Source organism: Lentzea sp. NPDC055074 (genome assembly GCF_053608005.1).
This window is the reverse complement of sequence record NZ_JBSGUQ010000011.1, coordinates 187,956-214,818: the sequence shown is the minus strand read 5'-3', so window position 1 is coordinate 214,818 and position 26,863 is coordinate 187,956. Positions and strand designations below refer to the sequence as shown.

The 26,863-nt window shown below is 70.9% G+C and carries 24 protein-coding genes; 15 read left to right on the top strand and 9 right to left on the bottom strand.

Features of this window, described 5'->3' with window-relative positions; all coding sequences use genetic code 11:
- Nucleotide 1 precedes the first annotated feature (1 nt).
- The 5 genes from ACWF7A_RS25245 to ACWF7A_RS25225 all read left to right on the top strand — a co-directional run bounded on the left by ACWF7A_RS25245 (nt 2) and on the right by ACWF7A_RS25225 (nt 7,055).
- Complete coding sequence (locus tag ACWF7A_RS25245; RefSeq protein ID WP_452252954.1) at nt 2-898, top strand: hypothetical protein; 897 nt, start codon at nt 2-4, stop codon at nt 896-898.
- A gap of 76 nt (nt 899-974) precedes the next feature.
- Nucleotides 975-3,026 (top strand): DNA gyrase/topoisomerase IV subunit B, encoded by a 2,052-nt coding sequence (locus ACWF7A_RS25240; RefSeq protein ID WP_452252953.1) that lies wholly within the window; start codon nt 975-977, stop codon nt 3,024-3,026.
- Between the two features lie 35 nt (nt 3,027-3,061).
- On the top strand, nt 3,062-5,542 hold the full coding sequence (locus tag ACWF7A_RS25235) for a DNA gyrase/topoisomerase IV subunit A (RefSeq protein WP_452252952.1): 2,481 nt from the start codon (nt 3,062-3,064) through the stop codon (nt 5,540-5,542).
- Between the two features lie 68 nt (nt 5,543-5,610).
- On the top strand, nt 5,611-6,012 hold the full coding sequence (locus ACWF7A_RS25230; protein ID WP_452252951.1) for an MmcQ/YjbR family DNA-binding protein: 402 nt from the start codon (nt 5,611-5,613) through the stop codon (nt 6,010-6,012).
- A gap of 53 nt (nt 6,013-6,065) precedes the next feature.
- Nucleotides 6,066-7,055 (top strand): hypothetical protein, encoded by a 990-nt coding sequence (locus tag ACWF7A_RS25225; protein ID WP_452252950.1) that lies wholly within the window; start codon nt 6,066-6,068, stop codon nt 7,053-7,055.
- A gap of 3 nt (nt 7,056-7,058) precedes the next feature.
- Here ACWF7A_RS25225 and ACWF7A_RS25220 read toward each other — a convergent pair whose 3' ends face one another.
- Nucleotides 7,059-9,386 carry a transketolase-like TK C-terminal-containing protein gene (locus tag ACWF7A_RS25220; RefSeq protein ID WP_452252949.1) on the bottom strand — a complete coding sequence of 776 codons (2,328 nt, stop codon included), beginning with the start codon at nt 9,384-9,386 and terminating at the stop codon, nt 7,059-7,061.
- A 130-nt stretch (nt 9,387-9,516) separates the two neighbouring features.
- Here ACWF7A_RS25220 and ACWF7A_RS25215 point away from each other — a divergent pair, with 130 nt between their 5' ends.
- Nucleotides 9,517-9,960: an Lrp/AsnC family transcriptional regulator gene (locus ACWF7A_RS25215; RefSeq protein WP_452252948.1), complete on the top strand. Its 444-nt coding sequence runs from the start codon at nt 9,517-9,519 to the stop codon at nt 9,958-9,960.
- Between the two features lie 201 nt (nt 9,961-10,161).
- Nucleotides 10,162-11,859 (top strand): diguanylate cyclase domain-containing protein, encoded by a 1,698-nt coding sequence (locus ACWF7A_RS25210; protein WP_452252947.1) that lies wholly within the window; start codon nt 10,162-10,164, stop codon nt 11,857-11,859.
- A gap of 51 nt (nt 11,860-11,910) precedes the next feature.
- Here the strand turns inward: ACWF7A_RS25210 and ACWF7A_RS25205 are convergent, their stop codons facing one another.
- The gene (locus ACWF7A_RS25205; RefSeq protein WP_452252946.1) at nt 11,911-12,462 is read right to left on the bottom strand and encodes a DivIVA domain-containing protein; all 552 of its coding nucleotides are present in this window, start codon (nt 12,460-12,462) and stop codon (nt 11,911-11,913) included.
- 95 nt (nt 12,463-12,557) lie between these two features.
- Between ACWF7A_RS25205 and ACWF7A_RS25200 the strand changes: the two genes are divergently transcribed.
- The 4 genes from ACWF7A_RS25200 (at nt 12,558) to ACWF7A_RS25185 (ending at nt 16,964) form a co-directional block, all read left to right on the top strand.
- Nucleotides 12,558-12,926 (top strand): YchJ family protein, encoded by a 369-nt coding sequence (locus ACWF7A_RS25200; RefSeq protein WP_452252945.1) that lies wholly within the window; start codon nt 12,558-12,560, stop codon nt 12,924-12,926.
- Complete coding sequence (locus tag ACWF7A_RS25195) at nt 12,923-13,600, top strand: hypothetical protein (RefSeq protein WP_452252944.1); 678 nt, start codon at nt 12,923-12,925, stop codon at nt 13,598-13,600. Before ACWF7A_RS25200 ends, ACWF7A_RS25195 begins: the two co-directional genes overlap by 4 nt.
- Before the next feature lie 116 nt (nt 13,601-13,716).
- A complete protein-coding gene (locus ACWF7A_RS25190; RefSeq protein WP_452252943.1) occupies nt 13,717-16,119 on the top strand; it encodes a hypothetical protein in 2,403 nt (800 codons plus the stop codon).
- A gap of 56 nt (nt 16,120-16,175) precedes the next feature.
- Nucleotides 16,176-16,964, top strand: a complete 789-nt coding sequence (locus tag ACWF7A_RS25185; protein WP_452252942.1) for a carboxylesterase family protein — start codon at nt 16,176-16,178, stop codon at nt 16,962-16,964.
- Here ACWF7A_RS25185 and ACWF7A_RS25180 read toward each other — a convergent pair.
- Genes ACWF7A_RS25180 through ACWF7A_RS25170 form a run of 3 tightly spaced genes read right to left on the bottom strand, consistent with a single transcriptional unit; the run spans nt 16,961 to nt 19,614 of the window.
- The gene (locus ACWF7A_RS25180; protein ID WP_452252941.1) at nt 16,961-18,157 is read right to left on the bottom strand and encodes a hypothetical protein; all 1,197 of its coding nucleotides are present in this window, start codon (nt 18,155-18,157) and stop codon (nt 16,961-16,963) included. The two genes, ACWF7A_RS25185 and ACWF7A_RS25180, sit on opposite strands and share 4 nt — an antisense overlap.
- Nucleotides 18,154-18,552 (bottom strand): polysaccharide biosynthesis C-terminal domain-containing protein, encoded by a 399-nt coding sequence (locus tag ACWF7A_RS25175; protein ID WP_452252940.1) that lies wholly within the window; start codon nt 18,550-18,552, stop codon nt 18,154-18,156. Before ACWF7A_RS25175 ends, ACWF7A_RS25180 begins: the two co-directional genes overlap by 4 nt.
- A 57-nt stretch (nt 18,553-18,609) precedes the next feature.
- Nucleotides 18,610-19,614, bottom strand: a complete 1,005-nt coding sequence (locus ACWF7A_RS25170) for a GDSL-type esterase/lipase family protein (protein ID WP_452252939.1) — start codon at nt 19,612-19,614, stop codon at nt 18,610-18,612.
- Between the two features lie 81 nt (nt 19,615-19,695).
- Between ACWF7A_RS25170 and ACWF7A_RS25165 the strand changes: the two genes are divergently transcribed.
- Both ACWF7A_RS25165 and ACWF7A_RS25160 read left to right on the top strand, forming a co-directional pair.
- The gene (locus ACWF7A_RS25165; RefSeq protein ID WP_452252938.1) at nt 19,696-20,658 is read left to right on the top strand and encodes a GlxA family transcriptional regulator; all 963 of its coding nucleotides are present in this window, start codon (nt 19,696-19,698) and stop codon (nt 20,656-20,658) included.
- Nucleotides 20,658-21,278 carry a DJ-1/PfpI family protein gene (locus ACWF7A_RS25160; RefSeq protein WP_452252937.1) on the top strand — a complete coding sequence of 207 codons (621 nt, stop codon included), beginning with the start codon at nt 20,658-20,660 and terminating at the stop codon, nt 21,276-21,278. The genes ACWF7A_RS25165 and ACWF7A_RS25160 overlap by 1 nt, the downstream gene beginning before the upstream one ends.
- A gap of 63 nt (nt 21,279-21,341) precedes the next feature.
- Here the strand turns inward: ACWF7A_RS25160 and ACWF7A_RS25155 are convergent, their stop codons facing one another.
- Nucleotides 21,342-21,986 (bottom strand): response regulator, encoded by a 645-nt coding sequence (locus ACWF7A_RS25155; RefSeq protein WP_452252936.1) that lies wholly within the window; start codon nt 21,984-21,986, stop codon nt 21,342-21,344.
- The gene (locus tag ACWF7A_RS25150) at nt 21,983-23,032 is read right to left on the bottom strand and encodes a sensor histidine kinase (protein WP_452252935.1); all 1,050 of its coding nucleotides are present in this window, start codon (nt 23,030-23,032) and stop codon (nt 21,983-21,985) included. The genes ACWF7A_RS25155 and ACWF7A_RS25150 overlap by 4 nt, the downstream gene beginning before the upstream one ends.
- Nucleotides 23,033-23,131: 99 nt before the next feature.
- Between ACWF7A_RS25150 and ACWF7A_RS25145 the strand changes: the two genes are divergently transcribed.
- Together ACWF7A_RS25145 and ACWF7A_RS25140 are read left to right on the top strand one after the other, a co-directional pair.
- The gene (locus ACWF7A_RS25145; protein WP_452252934.1) at nt 23,132-23,992 is read left to right on the top strand and encodes an ABC transporter ATP-binding protein; all 861 of its coding nucleotides are present in this window, start codon (nt 23,132-23,134) and stop codon (nt 23,990-23,992) included.
- Entirely contained in the window at nt 23,992-24,807 is an 816-nt protein-coding gene (locus tag ACWF7A_RS25140; RefSeq protein WP_452252933.1) for a hypothetical protein, read from the top strand. Before ACWF7A_RS25145 ends, ACWF7A_RS25140 begins: the two co-directional genes overlap by 1 nt.
- A gap of 12 nt (nt 24,808-24,819) precedes the next feature.
- On the opposite strand, the gene ACWF7A_RS25135 is transcribed toward ACWF7A_RS25140, so the two are convergent.
- Nucleotides 24,820-26,145, bottom strand: a complete 1,326-nt coding sequence (locus ACWF7A_RS25135) for a HAMP domain-containing sensor histidine kinase (protein ID WP_452252932.1) — start codon at nt 26,143-26,145, stop codon at nt 24,820-24,822.
- Nucleotides 26,142-26,813 carry a response regulator transcription factor gene (locus tag ACWF7A_RS25130; RefSeq protein ID WP_452252931.1) on the bottom strand — a complete coding sequence of 224 codons (672 nt, stop codon included), beginning with the start codon at nt 26,811-26,813 and terminating at the stop codon, nt 26,142-26,144. Before ACWF7A_RS25130 ends, ACWF7A_RS25135 begins: the two co-directional genes overlap by 4 nt.
- Nucleotides 26,814-26,863: the final 50 nt, after the last annotated feature.

Genomic DNA, 26,863 nt, shown 5'->3' with positions numbered 1-26,863 from the left:
GATGCGCTCTCGCGGCCGGTTCGACGGGGTGCTGGCCCTGTGCGGGGCGCTCGGAGGGGCGCTCGACCCGGGGTACGTGGTCCGGACGCTGCTGGAGCCCGCGCTGGAGGTCGTGCGGATCTCCGACGTCGAGGTGAACGAGGCACGGGCCGTCGCCGCCGTCTACTCCGCCCTGACGTCCGGTACCGGCCGGGCGCGGCTGGCGTCGGCGAACGCCGTAGCGGGTATCCCCGCCTGGTCACGGGTGCACGAACCCCGTCCGGCCGAGGTGGTGGAGGCGGTGACGCAGGCAGCCGTTCACGACCGAACGCTCGCGCGCTCACCGGCGTGGGGCAGCGGGCGCGCGGACGTCGAGGCGCGGTCCGGTGGCGACCCGAGCTGGAACACGGGTGTGGACTACCGGCGGTTGCTCGAGCGCTCGTCCCAGAAGGAACTGGTGCCGGCCGCCTACCGCGAGGCCGGGATGGCCCTGCAGGACGACCTCGCCTCGCTGGCCGCCGCCGGGCGGGTGGCCGCGGACGAGCCGGCCGTCCGCCGGCCGCGTTCGTTCGGTGACCCCACCGGTCGGCCCCGGTCACCCGTCGTGACGCTGCACGCGCTCGGCGACCCCACCGCCGTCGAGCACTCCGGCGCCTACCGCGGCCGTGACGTACGACATCTCTTCGTCGAGCGGGCCGGACACCGCACGCACACGGCGGCCGAGGAACTGGTCGCTCTGCGTGTTCTCGAAGACAGGATCTCGTTTGGTCGCCGGAAGGCCCACGACGTGAACGCTTTGGCTGGTCAGTACGGTCCTGAGATGCGGGTACCCCAGGACTGGACCACGACTCCACCCCGCGAGGAGACCGTGGCGCCGGGCTTCGTGACGCACCACCCAGGGCACTTTCCACCACCGTGACGGGCGTCCTGCGAAAATTTGTCAGGGGGTGCGGATACCCTGCTGGCAGTCCGCACACAATCAGGGAGCAATACCCGTGACCGCAGAGACCCTGTACGGGGCCGACGACCTCACCCATCTGGAAGGTCTGGAGGCCGTACGCAAACGGCCAGGCATGTACATCGGGTCGACCGACAGCCGGGGCATCAACCACCTCTTCAGCGAGATCGTCGACAACTCGACCGACGAGGGCGTCGCGGGCCACGCGCAGAAGATCGTGGTCACGCTGCACGCCGACGGCAGCGTCCAGGTCGACGACGACGGCCGGGGCATCCCGACCGACGTGCACGCGAAGTCCGGTCTGTCCGGTGTGGAACTGGTGCTCACGAAGCTGCACGCCGGTGGCAAGTTCGGCGGCTCCGGCTACAAGACCTCCGGCGGCCTGCACGGCGTCGGCGCCTCCGCCGTCAACGCGCTGTCGCACCGCTACGACGTGACGGTGCGCCGCGGCGGCAAGGTCCACGAGATGTCGTTCGCCCACGGCGTCCCCGGCGTCTTCGACGGCCCCGGCCCCAAGGCGAAGTTCACCCGCCAGGCGGGCCTGCAGGTCGTCGGCAAGATGAAGCGCAACGAGTCGACCGGCACCTCGACCCGCTACTGGTACGACGCGCGGTACTTCGAGAACGGTGCCGCGCTCGACGTGGACGTCGTCCGCCAGAAGATGCGCAACACGGCGTTCCTCGTCCCCGGCGTCACCTACGTCCTGCGGACGGCGCTGGAAGACTCGATCTCCGAAGAGGTCTTCCACTACCCCAACGGCCTCACCGACATGGTCGACTTCCTGGCCCCGGCCGGCGACCGGGCGGTGTCCGGCACGCTCGTCATCACCGGCAACGGCACCTACTTCGAGAACGCCGCCGACGAGAACGGCGTGATGCGGTCCAAAGTGGAGCGTCAGGCCGAGATCGAGGTCGCGCTGCGCTGGGGCACCGGCTACGAGCGCACCGTCGAGTGCTTCACCAACACCATCCGCAACATGCACGGCGGCACCCACCGCCGCGGCTTCGACCGGGCCGTGGTGAAGTCGGTCCAGGACGCCATCTCCAAGACCCGGGGGCTCCTGAAGCCCAAGGAGGAGATGCCGACCCTCGACGACGTCCTCGAGGGCATGACGGCCGTCATCCACGTCCGCATCCCCGAGCCGCAGTTCACCTCGCAGACCAAGGACGAGCTCTCCACCGCCGGCATCACCAAGGTGCTGCAGGGCATCGTCGACGCCCAGGTCCGCGCGTGGACCGAGGACCGCAAGACCAAGGTGGAGGCCAAGACCGTCCTGCAGAAGGTCGTCGACGCCTCCCGCGTCCGCCTGACCCAGAAGCAGCAGAAGGACGCGGCCCGCCGCAAGACGGCCCTCGAAGGCGCGGCGATGCCCGCGAAGCTCGTCGACTGCCGCACCACCGGCGTGGCCCGGTCCGAGCTGTTCCTCGTGGAGGGCGACAGCGCACTCGGCTCGGCTCGTATGGCGCGCGTCTCCGAGTACCAGGCGCTGCTCCCGTTGCGCGGCAAGATCCTCAACGTCCAGAAGGCCTCCCTGGCCGACACCCTGCGCAACGCCGAGATCGCGTCCATCGTCCAGGTCCTGGGAGCCGGCACCGGCCGCACCTTCGACCTCCCGCAGATGCGCTACGGCCGGGTGATCCTGATGGCCGACGCGGACGTCGACGGCAGCCACATCCGCACGCTGCTGATCACGTTGTTCGCCAAGTACATGCGCCCGGTGATCGAGGACGGCCGCCTCTACGCGGCCATGCCCCCATTGCACAAGGTCACCACGCGAGGCCGCAACCCGGAGACGCACTTCACCTTCACCCAGCGCCAGATGGAACAGAAGGTCGCGTCGCTGGAGAGGGCCGGCAAGCAGGTCGTCACCCCGGTGCCCCGGTTCAAGGGCCTCGGCGAGATGGACGCGGACGAGTTGTGGGAGACCACGATGAACCCGTCCACCCGCTCGGTCCGCCGCATCACGATGGACGACGTCGAAGCCGCCGAGGAAGCCCTCGAACTGCTGATGGGCGAGAAGGTCGAGCCGCGCCGCAACTGGCTCGTCGAGTCCGCCGCCAGGGTCGACCAGTCGGCCATCGACCTCTAAGCCTTCTTTCCAGAGACAGACGGAGTCACGAAGTCATGGCACGCCGCAAGGGAACCACGACCAAGGTCGACCCAGCCGCGTTCGACAAGGCCGGCGCCAAGGTGCTCGACAACTCGCTGAAGACGGAGATCGAGGACTCGTACCTGGAGTACGCGTACTCGGTCATCCACTCGCGGGCACTGCCGGACGCGCGCGACGGCCTCAAGCCGGTGCACCGCCGCATCCTGTACTCGATGCACGAGAACGGCTACCGCCCGACGCACGCGTACGTGAAGTCGTCACGCGTCGTAGGGGACTGCATGGGCAAGTACCACCCGCACGGCGACACGGCCATCTACGACGCGCTTGTCCGTCTGGCGCAGGACTTCAGCCTCAACGAGCCGCTCATCGACGGCCACGGCAACTTCGGCAGCCCGGACGACGGCCCCGCCGCCTCCCGGTACACCGAGTGCCGCATGTCCCCGGTCGCCATGCAGCTCGTCGGTGAGCTGAACGAGGACACGGTCGACTTCCGCCCGAACTACGACGGCTCGCTGCAGGAACCGGCCGTGCTCCCGGCGGCGTTCCCGAACCTGCTGGTCAACGGCACGTCCGGCATCGCGGTCGGCATGGCCACGAACATGATCCCGCACAACCTCCGCGAGGTCGTGGGCGCGGCGCGGTGGCTCATCAACCACCCCAACGCCGACCTCGACAAGCTGATGGAGTTCGTGCCGGGCCCCGACCTGCCCACGGGCGGCATCCTGCTCGGCCTCGACGAGGTGCGGAAGGCCTACGAGACCGGCCGCGGCGTCGTCCGCATGCGCGCCAAGGTCGAGATCGGCCCGCTGGAGGGCTCGCGGGGCCGCCAGGCCATCACGGTCACCGAGCTCCCGTACGGCGTCGGCTCGGAGCGGATCGTCGAGAAGATCACCGACGAGGTCAACAAGTCCAAGCGCCTCACCGGCATCGCGGACGTCAAGGACCTCACCGACCGCGAGAACGGCATCCGTCTCGTCATCGAGTGCAAGGTCGGCGTCAACCCGCAGGCACTGCTCGCCGACCTCTACCGGCTGACGCCGATGGAGCAGTCGTTCGGCATCAACAACCTGGTGCTGGTCGACGGCCAGCCCCAGACGCTCGGCCTCAAGCAGCTGCTGGAGGTCTTCCTCCAGCACCGCTACGAGGTCGTCACGCGGCGCACGAAGTTCCGCCGCCGCAAGCGCGAGGAACGTCTGCACCTCGTCGAGGGCCTCCTGCTGGCCCTGCTGGACATCGACAAGGTCATCAAGCTGATCCGGGGCAGCGAGAACGCGGCGGCCGCCAAGGACGGCCTGATGAAGCAGTTCAAGCTGTCGGAGATCCAGGCTACCTACATCCTCGACACCCCGCTGCGCCGCCTCACCCGGTACGACAAGCTCGAGCTCGAGAACGAGCAGGACAAGCTCCGCCAGGAGATCGCCGAGCTCACCGCGATCCTGGACGACGAGGGCGTGCTGAAGAAGCTCGTCTCGTCCGAGCTCGCCACGGTGGCGAAGGAACTGGGCGGCGAGCGCCGCACGAGCCTCATCGACGGCGACCTGAAGGAGGTGCTGGCGGCGTCCAAGCCCGCCGGCCCGCTGGAGGTCGCGGACGACCCGTGCCAGGTCATCCTGAGCGCCGCCGGCCTGGTGGCGCGCACCGCGGCCGAGTCGGAGGAGGCCTCGGAGGGCAAGCGCCGGGCGGGCCGTGTGAAGCACGACGCCGTCCTGGCGATGGTGCACTCCACGGCCCGAGGCCAGGTCATCCTCATCACGAACCTGGGCCGCGCGTTCAAGACGGACGTGCTCCCACTGCCCGTGCTGCCAGAACAGAGCGGCACGGTCTCGTTGCGCGGCGGCATGGCGGCTTCCGAGCTGGTGCCGCTGGAGAAGGGCGAGAAGGTCGTGGGCATCGCCCCGCTCGACCCGAAGGACTCACCCGGCATGGCCCTCGGCACGAAGCTCGGCACCGTCAAGGTGTGCGTGCCGGAGTGGCCGGTCCGCTCGGACGAGTTCGAGGTCATCACCCTCAAGGACGGCGACGAGATCGTCGGCTGCACCTGGCTCACCGACGGCAGCGAGACCATCGCGTTCGTCAGCTCCGACTCGTCCCTCCTGCGCTACGACGCCAAACTCGTGCGGCCACAAGGCCTCAAGGGCGGCGGCATGGCGGGCATCAACCTGAGCGGCGACGCACACGTGGTCTTCTTCGGCGCCATCCGCACCGACGACGACGAACACGGCGAGCCGATGGTCGTCACCTCGTCCGGCCAGAGCGTCAAGGTCACCCCGTTCAGCGAGTACCCGGCCAAGGGCCGCGCGACAGGCGGCGTGCGCTCGCAGCGCTTCCTCAAGGGCGAGGACCACCTGGTGCTCGCGTGGATCGGCAGCAGGCCCGCCGGCGCGGACGACAAGGGCACGCCGGTGGAGCTGCCGGCCATCGACCCGCGGCGCGACGGCTCCGGTCACGCGCACCCCGGTCCGGACGTGATCGGGCACCTGATCGAACGCGACTAGTCGTTGTGCGCCGGTGAGAGCGGTTTGGCCGCTCTCACCGGCGAGCTGTCGTCCGCAGGGGGTGCGACATGACCGATCGGGCGGACGTGCCGGCCGAGGTGCTCGACGAGCTGCGCGTGATCTGCGCCCGGCTTCCGGAGAGCCGCGAGGAATCGGCCTGGGTGGGGACGCGGTGGCGCATCCGCAACCGCACCTTTCTGCACGTCTTCACGGCGCATCCCGGCCAGGAGGGCGCGTACAGCCGTGCGGCGGAGCTCGTCGAGCCGACGGTGGTGATGACTTTTCGCGCGCAGCCCGAGGAGTTCGACGCCCTGGTCGGGGCCGGGGAGCCGTTCTTCCGTGCGGCGTGGGGCAAGGACGTCGTCGGAATGAAGGTGCGGCCCGACGCGGACTGGGTGGAGGTGGGGGAGTTGCTGACCGAGAGCTACCGCAGGCTCGCCCCGGCGAAGCTGGCCAGGCTCGTCGACTGAGCAGTGGTTGCCGCGCTCACCTTGCCGGCCGTGATCGTGGCTAGCATTCCGCCATGGTCCGCACGACTCCGCCGCGCCCGGTCGACCTCGCGGCACACCTGCCCTTCATGGCACCGCTGGCCCGCACCTCCGTCCGCCTGCACCCCCGCCCCGGTGAACCGACAGCCTCGGACAGCTCGTTCGGCGGCCCGTTGCTGTGGCCGGCGGGGGAGGCGTGGCCGACGTGTGCCGTCCACGAAGGTTCCTTTGTGGATGGTGCCAGCATCCCTGATGCGATGGCACGGCGGCGAATCCTCACGGAGGCCTGGGCTCGGCCGCGTGAGCAGGGCGTGAACCTGTTGACGCCGGAAGAGAAGGTCGTCGTCGACCGCGTGGACGGCGGCACGCAGATGGCCGTCGCTGGCCCGTTGCCGTTGGTGCCCGTGGCTCAGCTGTACGCGCGGGACGTGCCGGGGCTGCCGAGTCCTGGTGGGGCCGATCTGCTGCAGGTGCTGTGGTGTCCGTTCGACCACGAGGACGACGGCTACGTGCCGAGCACCGTGCTGCGGTGGCGGGTCGCCGCCGAGGTGACGGACGTGCTGGCCGCCCCTCCGGCGCCGGCGCTGGTCGACGACAACTACCTGCCGCAGCCCTGTGTGGTGCACCCGGAGGAGGTCACGGAGTACCCGGCTCCGCACTGCCTGCCCGAGGACCTGCGCGAGCAGGTTCGGCAGTGGGAGGTGCGGGAGGGTGCGCGGTACCAGTACGACCTGTCCGTCGCTCCCGGGTGCAAGGTGGGTGGGTACGGGCCGTGGAGCTTCTCCGATCCGGACGTCATGTCCTGCCCCGACTGCGGCGGTGAGGTCGAGCCGTTGCTCACCATCGCCAGCAGCGAGTGGGACGGCGTGAGGAGCTGGCTGCCCCTCGAGGACGACGGGGACGAGCATCCGCCCTACCCGGCCGCGAACGAGCCGACCATGCTCAGCATCGGCCGCGGGTACAACCTGCAGCTGTACACGTGTGTCGTGTCGCCGGGGCACCGGCACCTCACGAACATGCAGTGATGGTCACGCCTTTCCGGTGACGTCGAGTGCGGCGCTGACGATGCTGTCGGTGTCGATGCCGTGTGCGCGGTAGACGCTGTCGAGGTCTCCGGACTGGCCGAAGCCGCTGACGCCCAGGTGTGCCGCGCCGTGGCGGGTGAGGCCCGCCAGGAACGCGAGGGTGTGCGGGTGGCCGTCCAGCACGGTGACCAGTGGCGCCGCCCGGTCCGCCGGGAACAGGGCGTCGAGGATCCACGTCGGGGCGTCTCCTCGGCCGCCTCGGGCCTGGACCGCGCGGAACAGCAGGTCCGGGCTCGTCAGACAGACGACGTCGGCGGCCACGCCCAGGGCGCTGAGTCGTTCGGCGGCCTGCACCGCTTCGGGCACAAGGGCTCCCATGGCGACGAGCGTGACGTCCGGCGTCCCTGCCGTGCGCCGCAGCGGGTAGCCGCCCGCGACGACCTGGCGGCGGCGTCGTTCGCGGGCCGCGGGATCCGTGGGCACCGCCGCCAGGGTCTGGTCGACGGGGCGGGTCGACAGGCGCAGGTAGGCGGACGTGCCGCCCGGGCGGCCCAGTTGTCCCAGCGCGGCCAGCAGGCACCACTCGGTGTCCAGCGCGAACGCCGGTTCCCAGGTCGTGCAGCCTGGTTGCTCGACGCCGATGGACGGTGTGGTGATCGACTGGTGGGCGCCGCCCTCGGGCGCCAGCGTGACTCCGGACGGTGTGCCCACCAGGATCGACTGGCCGCCCGCGTAGAGGCCGAACGACCACGGCTCCAGTGCTCGCGTCACGAACGGGTCGTAGAGCACGCCGATCGGCAGAAGTGGCTCGCCCCAACGGCTCCAGGTCGCGCCCAGCTCGCCCAGCAGGCCGACGAGGTTCGTCTCGGCGATGCCGAGCTCGACGTGGCGGCCGGTCGGGCGCTCGCGCCAGTGCAGGATCGTCTCGGCGTCGTCGGCGAACCAGTCGACGCCCTCGGCGGTCGACCAGATGCCGACCTTGTTGACCCAGCCGCCGAGGTTGGTGCTGGAGCTGACGTCCGGTGAGACGGTGACGACTCGTGCGCCCGCCTCGGGAGCGACGCGGTTCAGGTCGAGCAAGGTGCGGCCGAGAGCTGACTGCGTGGTCGCGGTGCCGTTCGGCGTGCGGCCCAGATCCGTTGGCACGGTGGGAGGTTCGGTGGACGGGACGGGGTCGCGGCGCAGCCTTTCCGCCGCGCGCTCGCACACCAGCTGCTCTGCGCTGCCCGGCGCGAAACGGTGCCACGGCTGGGAAGCGGACGTCCCGCAGCGTGCGGCCAGCTCCTCGAACTGGGCCCCGGTCAGCAACGCCGAGTGGTTCTGCGGGTGGCCCGCGGTGGGCAGGCCGTGGCCCTTCACTGTGTACGCGATGATCACGGTCGGCCGGGTGTCGTCGATCTCGCGGAACGCGGCCCGCAGGGCGGCGTGGTCGTGCCCGCCCAGGTCGCGCACCGCACCGGCGAGCGCCGCGTCGTCCAGTGAGCTCAGCAACGCGGCGATCCGCCCGGCGTCCGGACCCGTGCCCGGCAGCAACGAGCGCAGCTTGTCCGGGCTGTGGCGCAACAGCCGCTGGTACTCGGCGTTCGTCATCGCGTCGATGCGGTCGCGCAGGGCCTCGCCTCCGGGCCGGGTGAAGAGCTCCTCCAGGGTGGCGCCGTACTTCACGGTGATCACCTGCCAGCCCGCCGCGGTGAACAACGCGCGCAACCGGTCCGCGCCGAGCACCGGGACGACGCGGTCGAGCGACTGGCGGTTGAAGTCGACGATCCAGACGATCTCGCCGAGTCCCTGGACCATCGGGTCGAGGACGGCCTCCCAGCACGCGCCCTCGTCCAGCTCGGCGTCGCCCACGAGCGAGTACTGGCGTCCCAGCGGCTGCTCGCCGAAGTGGCCGCCGACGTACCGCCGCGACAGCGCTCCCCAGATCGGTGCCGTGGCCCCGATGCCGACCGAGCCGGTGGAGTAGTCGGCGGGCACCGGGTCCTTGGTGCGCGACGGGTAGCTCTGCAGCCCGCCGAACGACCGCAGCGTCGTCAGGTGCTCCTCGTCGAGCTGCCCGAGCAGGAACTCGACGGCGTGCAGCACGGGGGAGGCGTGCGGCTTGACCGACACGCGGTCCTGCGGCCCGAGGTGCTCGAAGTAGAGCGCCGTCATGATGGCGGTGATCGACGCGCTGGACGCCTGGTGGCCGCCCACCTTCAGGCCGGTGGTGTTGGGCCGGACCCGGTTGGCGTGGTCCACGATCGCCGTCGACAGCCACAGCACCCGCTGCTCCACGGCCCGGAGCACGTCGAGGTCGATCGCGGTGTCACTGCTGCTCAGCGTCGTCATGGGAGGCAGTGGAACCAACGGCGCTTCCGCCGTGCAAGTAAAACGCGCGCTTTCGAGCTTCCCCTGCACTTTTCCGTCGCATGCAAGCTCGGAAGCAGCGGAAAAGTGCGCCGGCGACTAGAGTTCCGGCGTGGCCGACTCCGGGACGCTCGACGACCTCGACCGCCAGATCCTCGCGTTGCTGATCGAGGACGGCCGCCGCTCGCTGGTGGACATCGCCGAGCGCGTCAGCCTGTCCCCGGCGCCGGTCAAGCGGCGCGTCGAACGCCTCGAACGGCTCGGCGTGATCACCGGCTACACCGCGCTCGTCGACCACAGCAAGCTCGGCGCGGGCCTCGAGGCGTTCGTCGAGCTGCGCTTCGCCGGCGACATCAGCGTCGAGGAGGTCACCGACGCGATGATGCGCATCCCCGAGGTGCAGGAGATCGTCACCGTCGCGGGCGACCCCGACGCGCTGGCCAGGGTGCGCCTCACCACGGTCGCCCAGGTCCGCGACGTCATCGACCGGATGCGCGAGGGCGGCCGGGTGATCGGCACCAAGACTTTGATGGTCCTCGGGCGCAAACGGCGCTGACACGACCGAACCGGTAGTGTTTCTGGTCCGAACGTTCAGTGGGAGCCTGTCGGGAGATTCCTCCTGACCAGGCCATTCGCGAGGTCGTTGAGGCGAACGGGCGGTGGGAGAGGTGGATCTCGGCACTGGTGTCACCCCAATGGCGCAGCGAGAGTTCCGATGCCCTTGTGCCGCCGGAACGCCTGGGTGTGAGGTGTCGCAGTGACGCCCGACGCCCAGCGTTTCGACGTGTTCTTCCGCGCCTGCCCGGCCGCGGCGGTGATCACCGATCTCGACGGTGTCGTACGGCGGACGAACCCGGTGTTCGCGGAGCTCGCCGAGGGGACCGGGTTCGCGGAGCCGGAGGGTCTCGGCATCGGTGACGTGGCGGCGACGGGCGCGAGCGGCCGGTTCCTGGCCGACGCGATCTCGAAGCTGCGCCGTGACCACGACCTCGTCGTGCGGGGTGAGGCGGAGATCGTCTCCGCCGAGGCGCCCAGCAGGTTCGTGCAGGTGTCGGCGACCGTGTTGCCGGCGCCGGACGAGGGGCTGCTGTTCCTGCTGGAGGACGGGCAGGAGCTGCGGCAGCTGCGCGAGACGTTCCGCCACCAGACGCTGCACGACGCGCTGACCGGGCTGCCCAACGACGCCTACTTCCGGTCGAAGCTCGAGAGCATGGTCGCCACCGCGGGCGCCGGCGAGCAGATCGCCGTGCTGCTGCTGGACGTCGACGGGTTCGGCGTGATCAACGACGGCCTCGGGCCGGACCTCGCGAACCGCGTCCTGCGCGCGACCGCCGGCACGTTGCGCGAGGTCTTCGACCAGGAGGACGCGTTCATCGCGCGGCTGTTCCGCGACGAGTTCGGCGTGGCGCTGCGCGGGGTGCTCACGCGGCAGTCGGTGGTGGCGCTGGTGGAGGAGACGATCGACCGGCTGGCGCAACCGGTCTACCACGACACCCGCGTCGGTGTCGGCGTGAGCGCGAGCGTCGGTGTGGTGATCGGGGACTCGTCGGCGGAGCACCACGCGCTGGCCCGCTCCGCCGAGGTCGCGCTGCACCGGGCCAAGGACCTCGGCAAGTCGCAGTGGGTGCTGTACGACCAGGAGACGGACCAGGCGGCGCGGGACCGGTACTTCCTGGCGGCGTCGCTCGCGGGCGCGATCGAGAGCGGCGAGGTCGGCATCGTCCTGCAGCCGCAGGTCGTCCTGCCCGACGCCCCGGTCGTCACGTCGCTGAAGGCGAGCCTGTGCTGGCGGCACCCGACGCTGGGCAGGCTGCGCGCGGACGAGGTGTACGCGCTCGCGGAGCTGACCGGGATGACGATGCCGCTGGGCAGGCACCTGCTCGCGGAGGCGGTGGAGACCGCCGCGGACTGGCGCGCCCGGTTCGGCGACGGAGCCCCGATGGTGTGCCTGAACCTGCCGCGCCGCATGGCGATCGACGCGGACCTCGTCAGCATCGTCCGCACCGAGCTCGAGCGGCACGGCCTGGAGGCGCGGCGGCTGATGCTGTGCGCGGACAGCGCGTCACTGCTGGACGCGCGCGGCGACCTGCAGGAGTCGATCGGTGTGCTCGCCCGCCTCGGCATCGTGTTCGTGATGGACGTGGCGGGACTGCCGGACCTCGAACTGGTCTCCGCGTTCGGCCTGCCGGTGCCCGCCGTGATGCTGGTGGGGCCGATCGTGGCGGCGGTCGGTGTCGCCGACCCGCCGGAGTGGGCGCGGCGTCAGGTCCGGTACCTGGTGGACCGGGCCGAGGAGCTGGGTGTCAAGGTCGGTGCGCACGGCGTGGTCTCGCAGGCGCACGCCGAGCTGGTGCACTCGCTCGGCGTCGTGGTCGCGGCCGGTCCCTACCTGCCCGAGTACGAGACGAGGGAGCAGGCCGAGGTGTGGGCGGGCCGGGTGTGGCCGATGGGGTGAGAGAGCCGGGCGGGACCCCGGAGGATCCCTGCCCAGGCCCGCTCCGGGTCGTCATTCGATGTGCAGGCTCTGGATCTTGGCCTCCGTGACGATGCGTTCCGCCTCGTCACGGGCGACGTTGCGCAGCTCGGCCAGGGCCCGCATCGCCTCGGCCCGGCGGGCCGACATCGCGAGCCGGAAGTCCTCGCGGATCCCCTCGCGCTTCTCGGCCGCCTCCTCGTCGAGCCGGCGAGCCCGTTGCTCGGCCTCGCCCACGATCATCAACGCCTTGAGCTGGGCGTCCCGCACGACGTCACGCCGTTCTTCCTCGGCCAGGGCGACCATGCGGGCGAGCCGTTCGGGCAGGCCCTTCGGGTCGATCGGGGTCAGGCAGATGCGGTGCAGGCCGTCCTGCAGGGCGGCGTTCTCCTCCTGGACCGTGACCAGTCTGGCGGCCAGGGCCTCGGCTCGGGCCTCCGAGGCGTCCCGGTCGGCCGTGACCAGGCGAAGCTCGGCTTCCAGCTCCGCGACGTAGTCGTCCACCTCGTCGCGGTCGTAGCCGCGCCAGCGCAGTCCGAACCACGTGCGCAGCGGTACGAGCTCTGTCCTGCTGTCGACACTCACTGCCGTCTCCTCTGCCTCCCGCGAGTCAGTCTTGACAAGGGGTACGTATGAGGTGGGGCATCGGTTCTAACGGGTTCACCAGGCACAATGTCGACGTGAACAACAAACTGTGCCCCTGCGGTACCGGTCAGTCCTATGTGGACTGTTGTGGTGCGCTGCACTCCGGAGCCCGCAAGGCGGCCACCGCGGAGCAGCTGATGCGTTCTCGCTACAGCGCTTTCGCCGTGTCCGATGAGGACTACCTGCTGCGCACGTGGGCCGCGAAGCACCGCCCCTCGAGCGCCGGGATCGACTCGACCGACCGCTGGCTGAAGCTCGAAATCCTGTCGACCGAGAACGGCGGACTGCTCCAGGCCGAGGGCGTGGTGGAGTTCCGGGCGCACTACGTCGGCGGCGTCGTGCACGAGCGCAGCAAGTTCATCAGGGAGAACGGCCAGTGGGTGTACGCGGAGGGCCTGGAATGAGCACCGTGATCGTCGCGAGCAGGTTCAACGGGCCTCCCGGCATGGGCAATGGCGGTTACTCGGCCGGTCTGCTCGCCGCCCACGTCGAGGGCGGCGCGGTCAGCGTCCGGCTGCGCAAACCGATCCCGCTGGACCGGGAGATGCAGGTCAGGGACGGGCAGCTGCTCGACGGCGAGGTCGTGATCGCCTCCGCCGAGGCCGCCGCGCTCGACCTGGAGGTGCCCGCCGCGCCGACGCTGGACGAGGCGCTCAAAGCGTCCGCGACGGTGCCGTGGCGCGACCGGCACCCGTTCCCGACGTGCTTCGGGTGCGGTCCCGGCCGTGAGGACGGCATCGCCGCGCTGCTCGGCCCGCTCGACGGCCGCAGCGAGTGGGCCGGCGTCTGGAGGCCGACCGAGGTCCTGCCGAACGACGGCGTGAGCGTGCTCCCGGAGATCGTCTGGGCCGCGCTCGACTGCCCGTCCGCGCAGCCCGTCGCCCCGGACGGCGGCCCGGCGTTCGTGCTCGGCACGTTCGTCGCGCAGGTCGAGCGGCCGGTAGCGCTGGGCGTGGACCACGTGCTGCTGGCGTGGGAGCTCGGCAAGGAGGGGCGCAAGGCCTACTCCGCGTCCGCGATCATCGGTCCTGACGGAGTGTGCGGACGGGCGCGGGCGGTGTGGGTCTCGATCGGATGACTTCAAAGACCCCGACTGGGTGACGGAAGCACGGCGCGTCTTGATAGCGTGCACGACCGTTGCCCGATTAAGCCGAAAGGGCGAGTGACCGGGATGGCACGGAGGTGATCAGGCGCTTGTTGGGCCGACGTGCCGCCGCCCAGGGCGAGCAGCAACCACAGATCCAGCAGACCCAGCAGAGTTCTGGCCAGAGCAGTTTCGGAGTTCAGACCATCACGAGCACCGACCAGGACCTGGATCTGTACCCCGTCGAGCAGCCCCCGCCTGCAGCGCCGCAGCCGGAGCCCGTACCCCAGAGGACGCCGTTCGCGGCGAACCTCGTGGGGTCGACGCTCGTCGTCTCCGCTCCCGAGGGCCCGAGCCAGGGTGCCACGGGACTCGCCCGCGCGCTTCCGGCCGACACCGGCCGGACCGTCGTCGTGGTCGACTTCCCGAGCGGGGACCAAAGCACCTTCTGGCCGCACGTCGTGACGGCGCTGCACGGCCGCGGGCCCGTCCGGCTCGCGGTCTCGCACGCCGGCACGATGCGGCCGACCGCTCCCGCGCAGTGGCTCGCCGAGCAGCTGCAGGCCGAGGTCGTCGCGCCGGACGGCGTGCTGACCACGGTGCCCGGTGCCGCGTTCGTCGTCGGCACGCAGGGCTACGGCAGCTGGGTGAGGTTCCAGCCGAACGCGTCCCCGATGCCGTTCGGCCGCCGCTTCCCGGTGCCGCAGTGGGAGGCGATGGACCCGAACTCACCGTGGCCGACGGGCGAGATCGGCATCTCCGAGCCGATCCCGAGCGGGCTCTGGCTGCGCGCGCAGCAGCCGCCGTTCGACCCGGCCGCCCAGGACTCGCGGCCGATCGTGGCGCTGCCGTGCCGCGACAACGTGCTGACGGTCGTCGTCGGCGGGCCCGGCCAGTCGTCGATCCCGATCGACGAGGTGTGCCGCCTGCTCACCGCGCTGCCCCAGGCGGCCCGGTCGCGCGTGCGGCTCGTGCCGTACGGCATCGACGCGAGCATCGGCAGCCTCGTGGCCGACCAGATCGGCGAGCCGATCGCGATGTTCACCGGCATCCCGGTGGGCAACCTGCGCGGCGGCGGCCCGGCGGTGATCGCGGTCGACCCGCGCGGCCAGCAGACGTGGCGCCCGTTCGTCACCGAGGTGCTGTGCGTGCCGAACGAGTCCGTCCCCGTCGTCTCGGGCTACCGGACGCCGGTGCAGGGCCTGACCGAGGTCTCGCCCGGAGTGTTCGCGCTCGGCGACGGCGTGGTGCTCGAAGTGGTGCCCTCCGGCCTGTGGGTGCGTGAGCAGGACGAGCCGTACAACGCGGCCGAGGTGCGCACACAGCCGTTGGACCCGGAGTGGGCACGTCTGACCGTGGGCACGCCAGGGCGCACGACGCCCGGTGCGGTCGCGGTGCACGGCGCTGCTCTCGTGGAACGCCTCGAGCCCGAGGTGCGCAAGCTCCTGCGCCTGGTGTTCTGCGACTCCAAGGTGATCGCACCGCCGCCCCCGCCTCCGCCGGCACCCAGTCCGGCGCCGAGCTCTCCGGCGCACGCGCTGGCGACGCGGGACTCGTCGGACGGCGGCGTCGACTTCTTCACCGCCGTCACGCCCGCCGAGCCCGAGCAGCCCGCGTACGCGAGCATGGGCGCCGGTCCGGCCATGTCGGCCGTGGCGTCGCACGCGCTGGACGACCCGGACGAGGCCGCGTTCCCGTCGGACGACCCGGACTCCGCCCCGGTGAGGTTCCGCGTCGACGGCCCGCTGCCGTTGCAGCCGCTGGCGATGTGGGAGGCCCAGCCGGAGAACACCGGCGAGCGCGAGTTCATCGACGCGGACCACAGCAGCTCCGACGCCGAACGCGACACGGTCCGCCGTGCCCTCGGCGAGCGCTACGGAGTGCACGCGGCGACGGTCGTGCGCCTGCTCTCCCAGCGTCCGGACGCGGAGGAGGACCCGGCCGCGTTCGAGGCGATGGTCACCGACCTCACCGCGTTGCTGGCGTGCGTGTCGCAGGACGAGGACATGGTCGTCGAGACGCTCCGCATGGGTCGTCTGGGCCGCCTGCGCCCGTACGTCGCGTGCATCGTCTCGGGCCTGAACCGCCTGCCCGTGCACAGCGGCGTGGCCACGGTGTGGGGCGTGAGCGGCCAGACCGGCCCGCGGCGCTACCGCAGCGGCGACGTCCTGGTCGAGCACGGCCTGCTGGACGCCGTCGCGAACCCGTCGCAGCGCATCGACGGCGTCACCGAGTACCTGATCTGGTCGGTCACCGGCCGCCGGGTCGAGGTCGCCGACCGCGTCGCCGTCGCCACCGAGGAACGCGTCCTCTTCGCGCCCGGCACGCCCTTCCGGGTGCTGGCCGTCGCCGAAGCCGAGGGTGACCACCCGCAGCAGGTGCTGCTGCAGGAGATGGCCGGCCCGGCGTCGGACGACGAGATCGCGCGCCTGCGTCCGAGCGTGCTCTCCCAGCTGGAACGGGCGGCGGCGAACCTGCGCGTCCTCCCGGTCTCGCACCAGGTGACGGCCTGAACCTCGGCATCCGTTACGCGGAGCCGCCGGTCGGCTCGCTGCGCCTCCGCCCACCGGTGGACTGCGACGGCGAGCCGGCCGGTGCGTTCGGCGACAAGCACACGCTGAACGTGTGGTCCACGGTGGACTCTGCCGCGCCGGTGATCCTCTGGGTGCACGGCGGGGCCAACACCGTCGGGTCCTCGGCGCAGCCGGAGTACGCCGGGGACGTCCTCGCGTCGCACGGCGTTGTGTTCGTCAGCTGCGACTACCGGCTCGCTTTTGACGGTTATGGTGCGGTGGAAGGGTTTCCGCACAATCGCGGTCTGCTCGACGTCGTTTCGGCGTTGCGCTGGATCCACCGCAACATCGCGCGCTACGGCGGAGATCCGTACAACGTCACCGTCGCGGGCCAGTCGTCCGGGGCGCAGACCGTCGCGAGCCTGATGGTGATGCCGTCGGCCGCGGGCCTGTTCCACCGGGCCGTCGTGCACAGCCTCGCGGGACGGTTCTTCACACCTCGTGAAGCCGTCGAGGTGCAGCGCGCGAAAGACCCGGACGTCGTGCTGTACCAGCCGATCATCGACGGCGACACGCTGCCGCGCAGCCCGTTGGAAGGGCCGTACGACGTCGAGCTGATGACGTGCCACACGGCCGATGAGGACGTGGACCTGTTCCAGCGCCCCACGACGAGGCTCGCGGACGAGCACGGCAGCGCGTTCCGGTCGATCTACGCCAGGCATCCCGCGCACCACGGTGCGGACGTGCCGGACATGTTCCGCGGCGACATCGCCCGGGCGTGGGCCGAGTTCGCGCGCACGGGCGATCCCGGCTGGCCGCGCGACGAACTGAAGCTCTGGACCTAGCCGCCGGTCCCCAGGTTGTCGAGGGTCAGCTGCAGCTTCGCGTGCCTGCGCCCGGAAGCGCGCCGCCCGAACGCGTAGAGGAACGCCCACTGCGGGCCCGTGTAGGGAACGGCGACGTGGCCCAGCCGCTGAGCCAGGCTCTTCCCGATCGCGTACGCTCCCGCGGCGAGCCCGACCGCGCCGTAGATCGTCAGCTCGGAGGCGACGGCCTCGGTGATCCCCGCCGAGGTGCCGATCGACCCGATCAGCGAGTCCGGGGTCCCGAAGGTCTGCGGCCAGCTGTTCTCGAGCCTGTTGCTCTCGAACTCCTGCTGCAGCCGGGCGATCACCTCGCCGCGGACGCTCGTGGCGCTCGTGCGCCCGATCGACTCGCAGCTGTTCCGCATCCACGTGGCCAGCAGCTGGTGCCCGCCGCTCTTCACGAACCTCTCGACACCGGTGGCGGATCCGTTCTCCAGGTGTGTCAGCACGGTCAGGACCTCGGACGTGAGCTCGGCCAGGTCGGAGGGGGACAGCGCGGCGGCGGGCGCCACGGCCGGGAACTCGACGTCCGACGCGTCACGCACGGACCGCAGCAGCTCGTTGAACCGGCTTTCCCGGCGCTCCAGCAGAAAGGGCGTCCGGCTCCCCGCCTGCGCGATCGCGGCGTCGTGGTTGTACGCGTGGCGGGTGATGTGCACCGCGAGATCGACAGGATCCTCGGCGTGCCGCGTCGCCTCGGCGATCACGCCGACCGGGAAGTGCAGTGCCGCGTCCGGTGCCAGGAGGGTCTCGTGCAGGAGAGCGGCCAGACCGGGGTTCTCGGCCACGTACGCGGGTGCCCAGGTGATTCCCCGCTCCTCCTCCGCGATGATGACGCGCCGGGAGTTCCGCGCCAGGTTCGCGTCCTCCAGGGCGATCGCCCTGATCGCGTCGTCGATCAGGGGTGTCCAGGCCGCACCTTCCCAGTGGTGACTGTTCCGCGCCTCGCGGTCGGTCAGCCACGGTTCCCGGCCGATGATCCGCACCGTGCCGCGCTCGACCAGTGAGACGAACTCCCTCTCGCTCACCCGGCAGTCCTTCGAGCTGATGAGCCTGCTCGACGGCGCCCAGAGCACGAGCGGCGAGCTCGTCGCGATCATCCGGTGCAGGTTCGCATACCCCGCCTCGCCGTATTCGCTGATGTGGCAGAAAGTCCGGAAGACGTCGGTCACGGCCGCACGACCACTCTGCGCGTCGCGTCCGGGTCACCCTGGTCGTAGGCGGCGTCGCTCGCCACGTAGATCCACATGGTCTCGTCTCCGTCGTTGCGCACGGCGTGTGCCCAGCCGCGGGGAGGCACGACCGCCACCGCGCCACTGCCGTCGAACGAGCGGCTGTGCACCTCCGTGCCCTCACCGGTGTCCCAGTGCACCGACCACCTGCCGGCGTGGACGACGGCGATCAGCTCATCCCGATGAGCGTGGAAGTGGTTGCCGCGCACCGCACCCGGCCGGACCTCGGCGATGTGCACGTCCTGGATCGCACCGATCAGCCCGAGCTGCTCGCGCGGGAGCGAGAAGCTGAGCCCGCGGTCGTCCGCCGAGCGGTCCAGCTCGACGATCCGCATCCGATCCACCATTCCCGCTGCCTCCTGAAGTCGCCGGCGCACTGATGGAACGCGGAACTAGCTCTCGGTGTTGAGTCCGAGCGACCCGTCCAGCCGGGCGACGCACGCCCCGTCCCGCTTGTCCGACGCCAGGAACTCCCCGAGACACCGCCCGATCTGCTCGTGACCACGGGCGTTGGGGTGGAACGACTCCTGCAGCGCGTGTGACGACCGCCGCTGGTCCTTCAGCCCGTCCCAGTCCACCGACAGCCGCGTGAACCACTCCGACGACGGGTCGTCCCCGCCCACGCACGCCTCGCGGCCCACTCCGGCGCGCGCCAGGTCGAGGAAGCGGGCGTTGACCTTCGCCGCGGCCGTGCGCAGGCCGTTCGACAGCTCCGGCACGGCCTCCTCGACGACCCACTCCAGGTCGGCGGAGCGCAGCGGGCAGCCGGACAGGTTCTGCAGCGACTGCGGCATCTTCGGCGACACCGGGGCCGCGTACGACTGCACGACCAGCTGGTACGAGGAGTCGAGGTAGCCGGAGTCGCGCATGGTCTGGCGGATGGCTTTCAGCGTGTTCTCGACCTTGGGCACCATGCGCCGCACGCGCTTGGTCCACTCCGGCGCGACGGACGACGTGCAGTCGCTGCGCTTGCCCCACGCCTCGAAGCACTTGTTGAGGATCTCGGAGAAACGCGGGTCGTCGTTCGCGCCGATGGCCACCACGATCGCGACGACCTGGTTCGCGCCGGCGATGTCTCGCAGGCGCGGCAGCTGCTCGTTGCGCAGCTTGTCCGAGTTCGCGCCCGAGCACGCCAGGTTGATCTTCTGGTCGGCCTCGACCTCGGTCTTCATGATCTCGGCGTCGCGGGAGCGGTGGCACCAGTTGCCGCCCTCCTCGCCGTCGGTGCCGGGCTCGTAGGCGCCGGCGCCCTCGCCGGACATCGTGCTGTCGCCGAGCGCCACGACCGCGGTCCTGGTCTCTCGGTCCGGGGCGGAGGGTGGCGGGAACACGTGGTCGCTCACGACCAGCACGATCGTGAGCAGGCCGATCGCCGCGAGAAAGAGCAGTCTGCGCATCGCGGACCAGTTTACGGGGGTGTCCGAATGCGAGGGGGATATGGCGTTGCCGCCTCAGGCGGCGATGGGGAAAGTGGAGGTGTGGGGAATCCGAGGGAAGTAGTCGTGGTCGGGTACGACCGCACGGCGTTGCTGGACCTGGCGGGACCGATCGAGGTGTTCCAGGCGGCGAACTACGGGGAGCAGCGCTACCAGGTCACCGTCGCCACGCTCGGCGGCGGGCCGTTCACCGCGACGGCGGGGGTGCGCGTCGAGGCGGGGGCCGACCTGCGCACGCTGGACCGCCCGATCGACACGCTGCTCGTGGTCGGTGGCTGGGGGTACGACGAGGCCGCGTCCGACGCGGTGCTCACGACGAACCTGCGGCGGCTGGCGTTGCGGTCGCGCCGGGTCGCGGGGGTCTGCACCGGCTCGGTCGTGCTGGCGAGCGCGGGGTTGTTGAAGGGCAAGAAGGCGACGACGCACTGGGCGTTCACCGGTGAACTGGAGAACCGGGGCGTCGAGGTGGAGCCGGACGCGATCTTCGTGTGCGACGGCGAGGTGTCCACGTCGGCAGGGGTGACGGCGGGCATCGACCTCGCGCTAGCCATGGTGGAGCAGGACCACGGACCGGCGCTCGCCCGCAGGATCGCGCAGTACCTGGTCGTCTTCCTGCAGCGCTCGGGCGGCCAGTCGCAGTTCAGCGTGCACACCCGCGCGAAACCGGTGCCGGACGGCTCGCTGCGCGCGTTGCTCGACGACATCCACGCCGACCCGACGCGGGAGTGGACGGTGCCGGTCATGGCGCGCAAGGCGATGATGAGCGTGCGGCACTTCGCCCGCGTCTTCTCCCGCAGCGTGGGCATCTCGCCCGCGCAGTACGTCGAACGAGCCCGGGTCGAGGCCGCCGCGGACAGGCTGGCCAGCAGCGGCGACTCGCTCGACCTCGTCGCCCGCCAGTCGGGGTTCGGCTCGGCCGAGACCCTGCGGCGGGCCTTCCTGCGCGTGCTCGGCGTGTCGCCGGGCAGCTACCGCGCCCGTTTCCGGACCACTGGGGTTGCCTGATGGATGCCACGTTCGTGCTCTACCCGAACATGACCGCGCTCGACTTCGTCGGCCCGTACGAGGTGATCGCCGCCGTCCCCGTCGTGAACGCCCGCTTCGTGGCCGCGACGCTCGACCCGGTGAGGTCCGACAACGGGCTGACCGTCGTGCCCACCGACACGTTCGACTCGCTGAAGTCGACCGACATCGTCGTGGTGCCGGGTTCCGGGCACTGGAAGGAGCTGCTCGAGGACTCCGGCGGCGTCGTCGAATGGCTGCGCGAGGTGCACCCGACGACGAAGTGGACGACGTCGGTGTGCACGGGGTCGACGCTGCTCGCGGAGGCCGGGCTGGTCTCGAAGGCCACGACGCACTGGGCCGCCCGCGAGGACCTGGAGGTCCGCGGCGTCGAGGTCAGCACCGACCGGGTGGTGTTCGACGGCAAGGTCGTCAGCGGCGCGGGCGTCTCGGCGGGCATCGACATGGCGTTGCGGCTCGTCGAGGCCGAGTTCGGCGAGATGGTCGCCCAGGCGGTGCAGGTCGGGATCGAGTACGACCCGCAGCCGCCGCGCGCCTACGACTCGATCCCGCCGGAGATCGCGGCCGGGCTCAAGCAGGCTTTCGAGAACGCTCAGGCCTGACCTGGGCTGACGTGGACGGCTCGCGGGGGAGCGGTCCACGTCCTGGCCCGGTGAACGCGCACGTCAGGTGAGACCCGACTGCACGGCGAACACCACGAGCTGGGCGCGGTCGCGTGCGCCCAGCTTGACCATCGCCCGCGACACGTGGGTGCGCACCGTCGCGGGCGAGATCACCAGCACGGCGGCGATCTCGTCGTTGGACGCGCCGGACGCCACGTGCCGCATGATCTCCCGCTCGCGTTCGGTCAGCTTGTCGAGGTGCGGCACGGGCCTCGCCGACGCGCCGGACGCGAACCGGTCGATCACCCGGCGCGTGACGGACGGCGAGAGCAGCGAACCGCCGTCGGCCACCACGTGCACGGCGCGCAGCAGGTCGGTCGGGTCGGAGTCCTTGACCAGGAAGCCTGACGCGCCCGTGCGCAGCGCCTCGAACACGTACTCGTCGAGGTCGAACGTCGTGAGCATGACGATCTTCACCTCGGCGCACGCGGGGTCGGCGCTGATCCGCCGCAGCACCTCCAGGCCGTCCAGCAGCGGCATGCGGATGTCGAGGAACACCACGTCCGGCTTGACGGACTGGATGAGTGCCAGCGCCTCGCGTCCGTCGGCGGCCTCTCCGGCGAGCTGCACGCCGTCCTCGGTCTCGATCAACGTCCGCAGTCCCATCCGGACCAGCGGCTGGTCGTCGGCCACCACCACGCGAATCATGCGGGCAACGGTATCCGGGCCATCACCGAGAAGCCGTGTGCTCCACCGACCTCCAGCGTGCCGCCGAGCGCTTCCGCCCGTGACCGCATGCCCGTGATGCCGTGGCCCTCGACGAACGCCGCCGGGGTGCCGGTGTCGGTCACGTGGACGACCAGCTCCTCCCGCACGGTGTAGACCTTGACCGCCGCCGTGACGCCGGGGGAGGAGTGCCGCAGCACGTTCGTCAGCGACTCCTGCACGATCCGGTACACGGCCGGCTGGTAGGTGTCCGGGAGCTCGATCTCGGCGACCTCGAGCGACACCTCCAGCCCTGCCTCGCGCATCCTCGCGGTGAGGGCGGGCAGGTCGGCGAGCGTGATCGTCGGCGTGAGGGGAGCCGAGCCGCGCAGAGTGTCCAGTTCGGACCGCAGGCCTTCGAGGGCCTCCTTCGACGTGTCGCGGATGGCCTCCAGTGACGCGCGGGCCTTCGCCGGGTCCTTGTCCAGCACGTACAGGGCGACGCCGGCCTGCATCGCGATCACGCTCAGGCCGTGGCCGACGACGTCGTGGACCTCCTGGGCGAGCCGCAGCCGTTCGGAGATCACCACGCGCTCGCGAACGTCCACAACGGACTTCTGGCGAAGCTTCATCAGCACACCCGCCGCGACGGGCAGCAGGATCCAGCCCGCGGACCAGGTGATCCACGACGTCACCGTGTCGTTCCACCACGGCAGGATCGCCAGCGCGTAGGCCAGCGCGCACGCGGCGGCCAGTTCGATGCGCGCGTAGACCGCCACCGCGTACATCGCCGCGACGCCGCTCATCAGGATCGGGCCGAACGGGTAGCCGAACGCCAGGTAGACGACGATCGGCACGGTCGTGACCACGACCGTCCACAGCGGACGCACCGAGCGGAACAGCAGACCGGACGCCGCCACGGCGATCAGCAGGTAGGCGAGGACGTCCAGGGTCTCCGCACCCTGCAGGCGCGCGGCGAAGCGCGTCCCGCCGAGCCCGAAGAACAGCAGCGCCACGGTCAGCGCGATGTCCTGCCACTTGATCCGCATGGCTCCGACCATACGACCGGGGACGTACGCAGATGTGCGTATCTCGATGACGCTCCGGGGCTGACGTCCTGCTTCATCCGCGGGACCAGAGTTGTCGGCATGATCGTGACGACGGAGAAGCTGACGAAGCGCTACGGCGACCGCGCCGTGGTGGACGAGGTCAGTCTGTCCGTGCGGCGGGGCGAGGTCTACGGGTTCCTCGGCCCCAACGGCGCGGGCAAGACGACCACGATCCGCATGCTGCTGGGGCTCGTGAGGCCGAGCAGCGGATCGGCCAGTGTCCTCGGCGAGGCCCCGGGCACCCCCAAAGCGTTGCTGAAGGTCGGGTCGCTCATCGAGGGACCCGGTTTCTACCCTTACCTGTCCGGCCGCGACAACCTGCGCGTGCACGCCGCCCGCCGGGGTGTCGGGAGGACGAGCGTCGAGGCCGCGCTGGAGCAGGTCGACCTGGTGGGCGCCGCCGGCGAGAAGTTCCGCCGGTACTCGCTCGGCATGAAGCAACGGCTCGGCGTCGCCGCGGCGCTGCTCGGCCGGCCGGAGCTGCTGATCCTCGACGAACCGACCAACGGCCTCGACCCGGCGGGCATGGCCGACATGCGCGACCTGGTGCGTGCGCTGGCCGCGCAGGGGCAGACGGTGCTGCTGTCGAGCCACCTGCTCGGCGAGGTCGAGGAGATCTGCGACCGGGTGGGCGTGATCTCGCAGGGCAGGCTCGTCACCGAGAGCACGGTCGAGCAGCTGCGCGGCGACACCGTGCTGCTGATCCGCGCCGACCCGATCGAGAAGGCGCACGTGCTGATCGAGGACAGCACGCTGCACGGCGACGTGCTGCACGTGCGGGAGACGGACGCGGGCGCTCTGGTGCGGACCCTGGTGGCCGCGGACGTGGACGTGCGGGAGGTCCGGCCGCTGCGCCGGACGTTGGAAGAGGTCTTCTTCGAGATGACGGGAGCGGCGTGATGGGCAGCGTGAAGGCGGAGCTGCTGCGGCTGTGGAAGTGGCCGGCGACCTGGGTGCTGATCGGTGTCTGGCTGGTGATGACGCTGACGTTCGGCTACGTGTTCAACTACCTGGCTCTGAACGGCGGCACCAACACGCGGTCGATGTCGCAGCAGCAGCTGATCAGCGCCATGCAGCCGGAGAACGTGGGCGCGGCCGTCGTGCGCGGCCTGCCGATGTTCGGCGGCGCGATCGTCCTGGTGCTGGCGGCGCTGGCGGTCGGCAGCGGGTACGGCTGGGGCACCTGGAAGACGACGCTGACCGCCGGTCCGCGGCGGGTGTCCGCGATGGCCGGAACCCTGGGAGCACTGGGTATCGTCGTGGTGCTGCTGGTGGCGCTGACGTTCGTCGTGAACCTCGGTGCGTCCATCACGGTGGCATCGCTGGAGGGCTGGGACTGGAGCCTTCCGGGGCTCGGGGTCTTCAAGGCGTTGGGCGCCTCGCTGCTGATCGCGGCCATGTGGACGGGGTTCGGCGTGTTCCTCGGCGTCGTCACGAAGGGGCCCGCGCTGGCCGTCGGGCTCGGGCTGATGTGGGCGATCGTGACGGAGAACCTGTTGCGGGGCGTGGGATCCCTGCTCGGGCCGGTCGAGTCGCTGACGAAGGTCCTGCCGGGCGGCTCGGCGGGCAACCTCGCCGGAGCCGTGGGCGGATCGGGTGCGCCAGGGGTGCTGACGGACCTGAGCGGCACCACGGCGGCGCTGTTCCTGCTCGGGTACGTGGTGGTCTTCGTCGGGGCGGCGACGCTCCTGAAGGTGCGCCGCGATCTCGTGTAGGGAGCGGTGGAGTCAGGGCTTCGTGAGGGCCGGCAGCTCGACCACGAACCGCGCACCGCGCGGGAAGCGGTCCTCGACCCAGACGCGGCCGTGGTGGCGGTGCACGTGCTCGCGCACCAGCGCGAGTCCGAGCCCGCTGCCGGTGTCGTCGCCGCGGCTGCCCGGCCTGCCGCGCGCGAACCGTTCGAAGACCTGGTCCCGCAACTCCTCCGGCACGCCCGGCCCGTCGTCCTCGACCTCGATCCGCGCGGTGGCCCCGGCCCGCGTCACCGCCACGAGGATCGCGCCGCCCGCGTGCCGTTCGGCGTTCTCCACCAGGTTGGCGAGGACCCGGTCCAGCCGCCGCCGGTCGCCGAGCACCCGGACCGGGCCCGCCTCGACCGGGACCGCGGGCCAGCGGCTCGTGATGACGTTGCGCACCAAGGCGCTCAGGTCGAGCTCCTCCGGTTCGTAGTCGTCGGTCTGGTCGGCGCGCGAGATCTCCAGCAGGTCGACGACCATCCGCGCGAACCTGTCGACCTCCGAGGTCAGCAGCTCCAGCGCGGTACCGGCGGTGCCCGGCAGGTGCTCACGACGGCGGCGCAGCACCGCGCCCGCGTTCACCATCGTCGTGAGGGGCGACCGCAGCTCGTGCGAGACGTCCGAGGCGAACCGGGCGTCGCGCAGAGCTCGCTGCTCCAGCGCGTGCGCCGTCGAGTTGAACTTCGCGGCCAGCGCCGCGAGGTCCGGGTCGTCCTGGTCGGGCAGTCTGGCGTGCAGATCACCACCGGCGATCCGTCCTGCCGCGGAGTTCAGCTCCGCCAGCGGTTTCAGCGCCCGTTTCGACGCCCACGAGCCCAGCGCCGCGCCGAGCAGCGCCGAGCCGATCGTGCCCGCGGCCAGCACCGCGCTCAGGAACGCGAACGTCCGGTCGAGCTGCTGCAACCCGAACAGCTCGACGTACACGGCGTCACCCGCCACCGGCCGCGCGACGGCGAGCATCGGCAGTCCGTCGACGGTGATCCTCTCGTTGCCCGGCGGATGCGCCACGAGCCCGGCCGGCAGCTGGGACGGCTCGACCTCGCGGCCCGCCTTCACGAGGCCCGCGGGGCTCATCACCAGGATCGACGAGTCGGGCCCGGTGGTGAGACCGGTCAGCAGCTCGTCGAGGCCGGGGGAGGACAGCGACCTCTCGACCAGCCGCACGTTGACCTCGGCCTGCCGGGTCGCGCTCGCCTCCCGTTGCCTCAGCATGTAGCCGGAGGCGAGGTTCCAGGTGGCGAACGCCAGCACGCTCGTCACCACCAGCAGGCCGAAGCCGAACGACAGGGTGACCCGGCACCGCAGCGTGAGCCTCACGAGCGGATCCGATAACCCGTGCCGCGCACGGTGAGAACGACCTCCGGATCGTCCGGATTGGCCTCGATCTTCCGGCGGAGTCTCCTTATGTGCACGTCGAGCAGCCGAGTGTCACCAAAGTAGTCATATCCCCAAACCTTGTGCAGCAGCTGTTCCCTGGTGACGATTCGTCCGCCCGCACCAGCGAGTTCCAGCAACAGCCGGAATTCCGTCCTGGTGAGGTGAACGCGTTCACCCGCCCGGTGCACGAGCCCTTCCTGCGGACGGATTTCCAGTTCCCCGATCCGAACGGCTTCACGACCCGGTCCGCGCCTGCGCAACAACGCGCGGACGCGTGCCGCGAGAACGCTCGCCATCAACGGTTTCGTGACGTAGTCGTCCGCTCCCGCCTCCAGCCCGGCGATCATGTCGCGGGCGTCGGCGCGTGCCGTGACCACGATTATCGGCAGGTCACCGCGGGATCGGAGGGTCCGCACGACCTCCAGGCCGTCCACGCCGGGCAGCGTGAGGTCGACCAGCACCACGTCGAACGATTCTGTCTCCAAACGGTGTAACGCCTCTTCGCCCGAACCCGCCTCGTTCACCGAGAAACCCTCGTCGGACAAGGCGAGGCTCAACGCCTGCCGGATTCGCTCGTCGTCTTCGACCAGCAGGACCCGTACGCACACGAAGACTCCACTGTGTGAGAGCCGCGGCGACGGCTCTCACACAGTGGAGT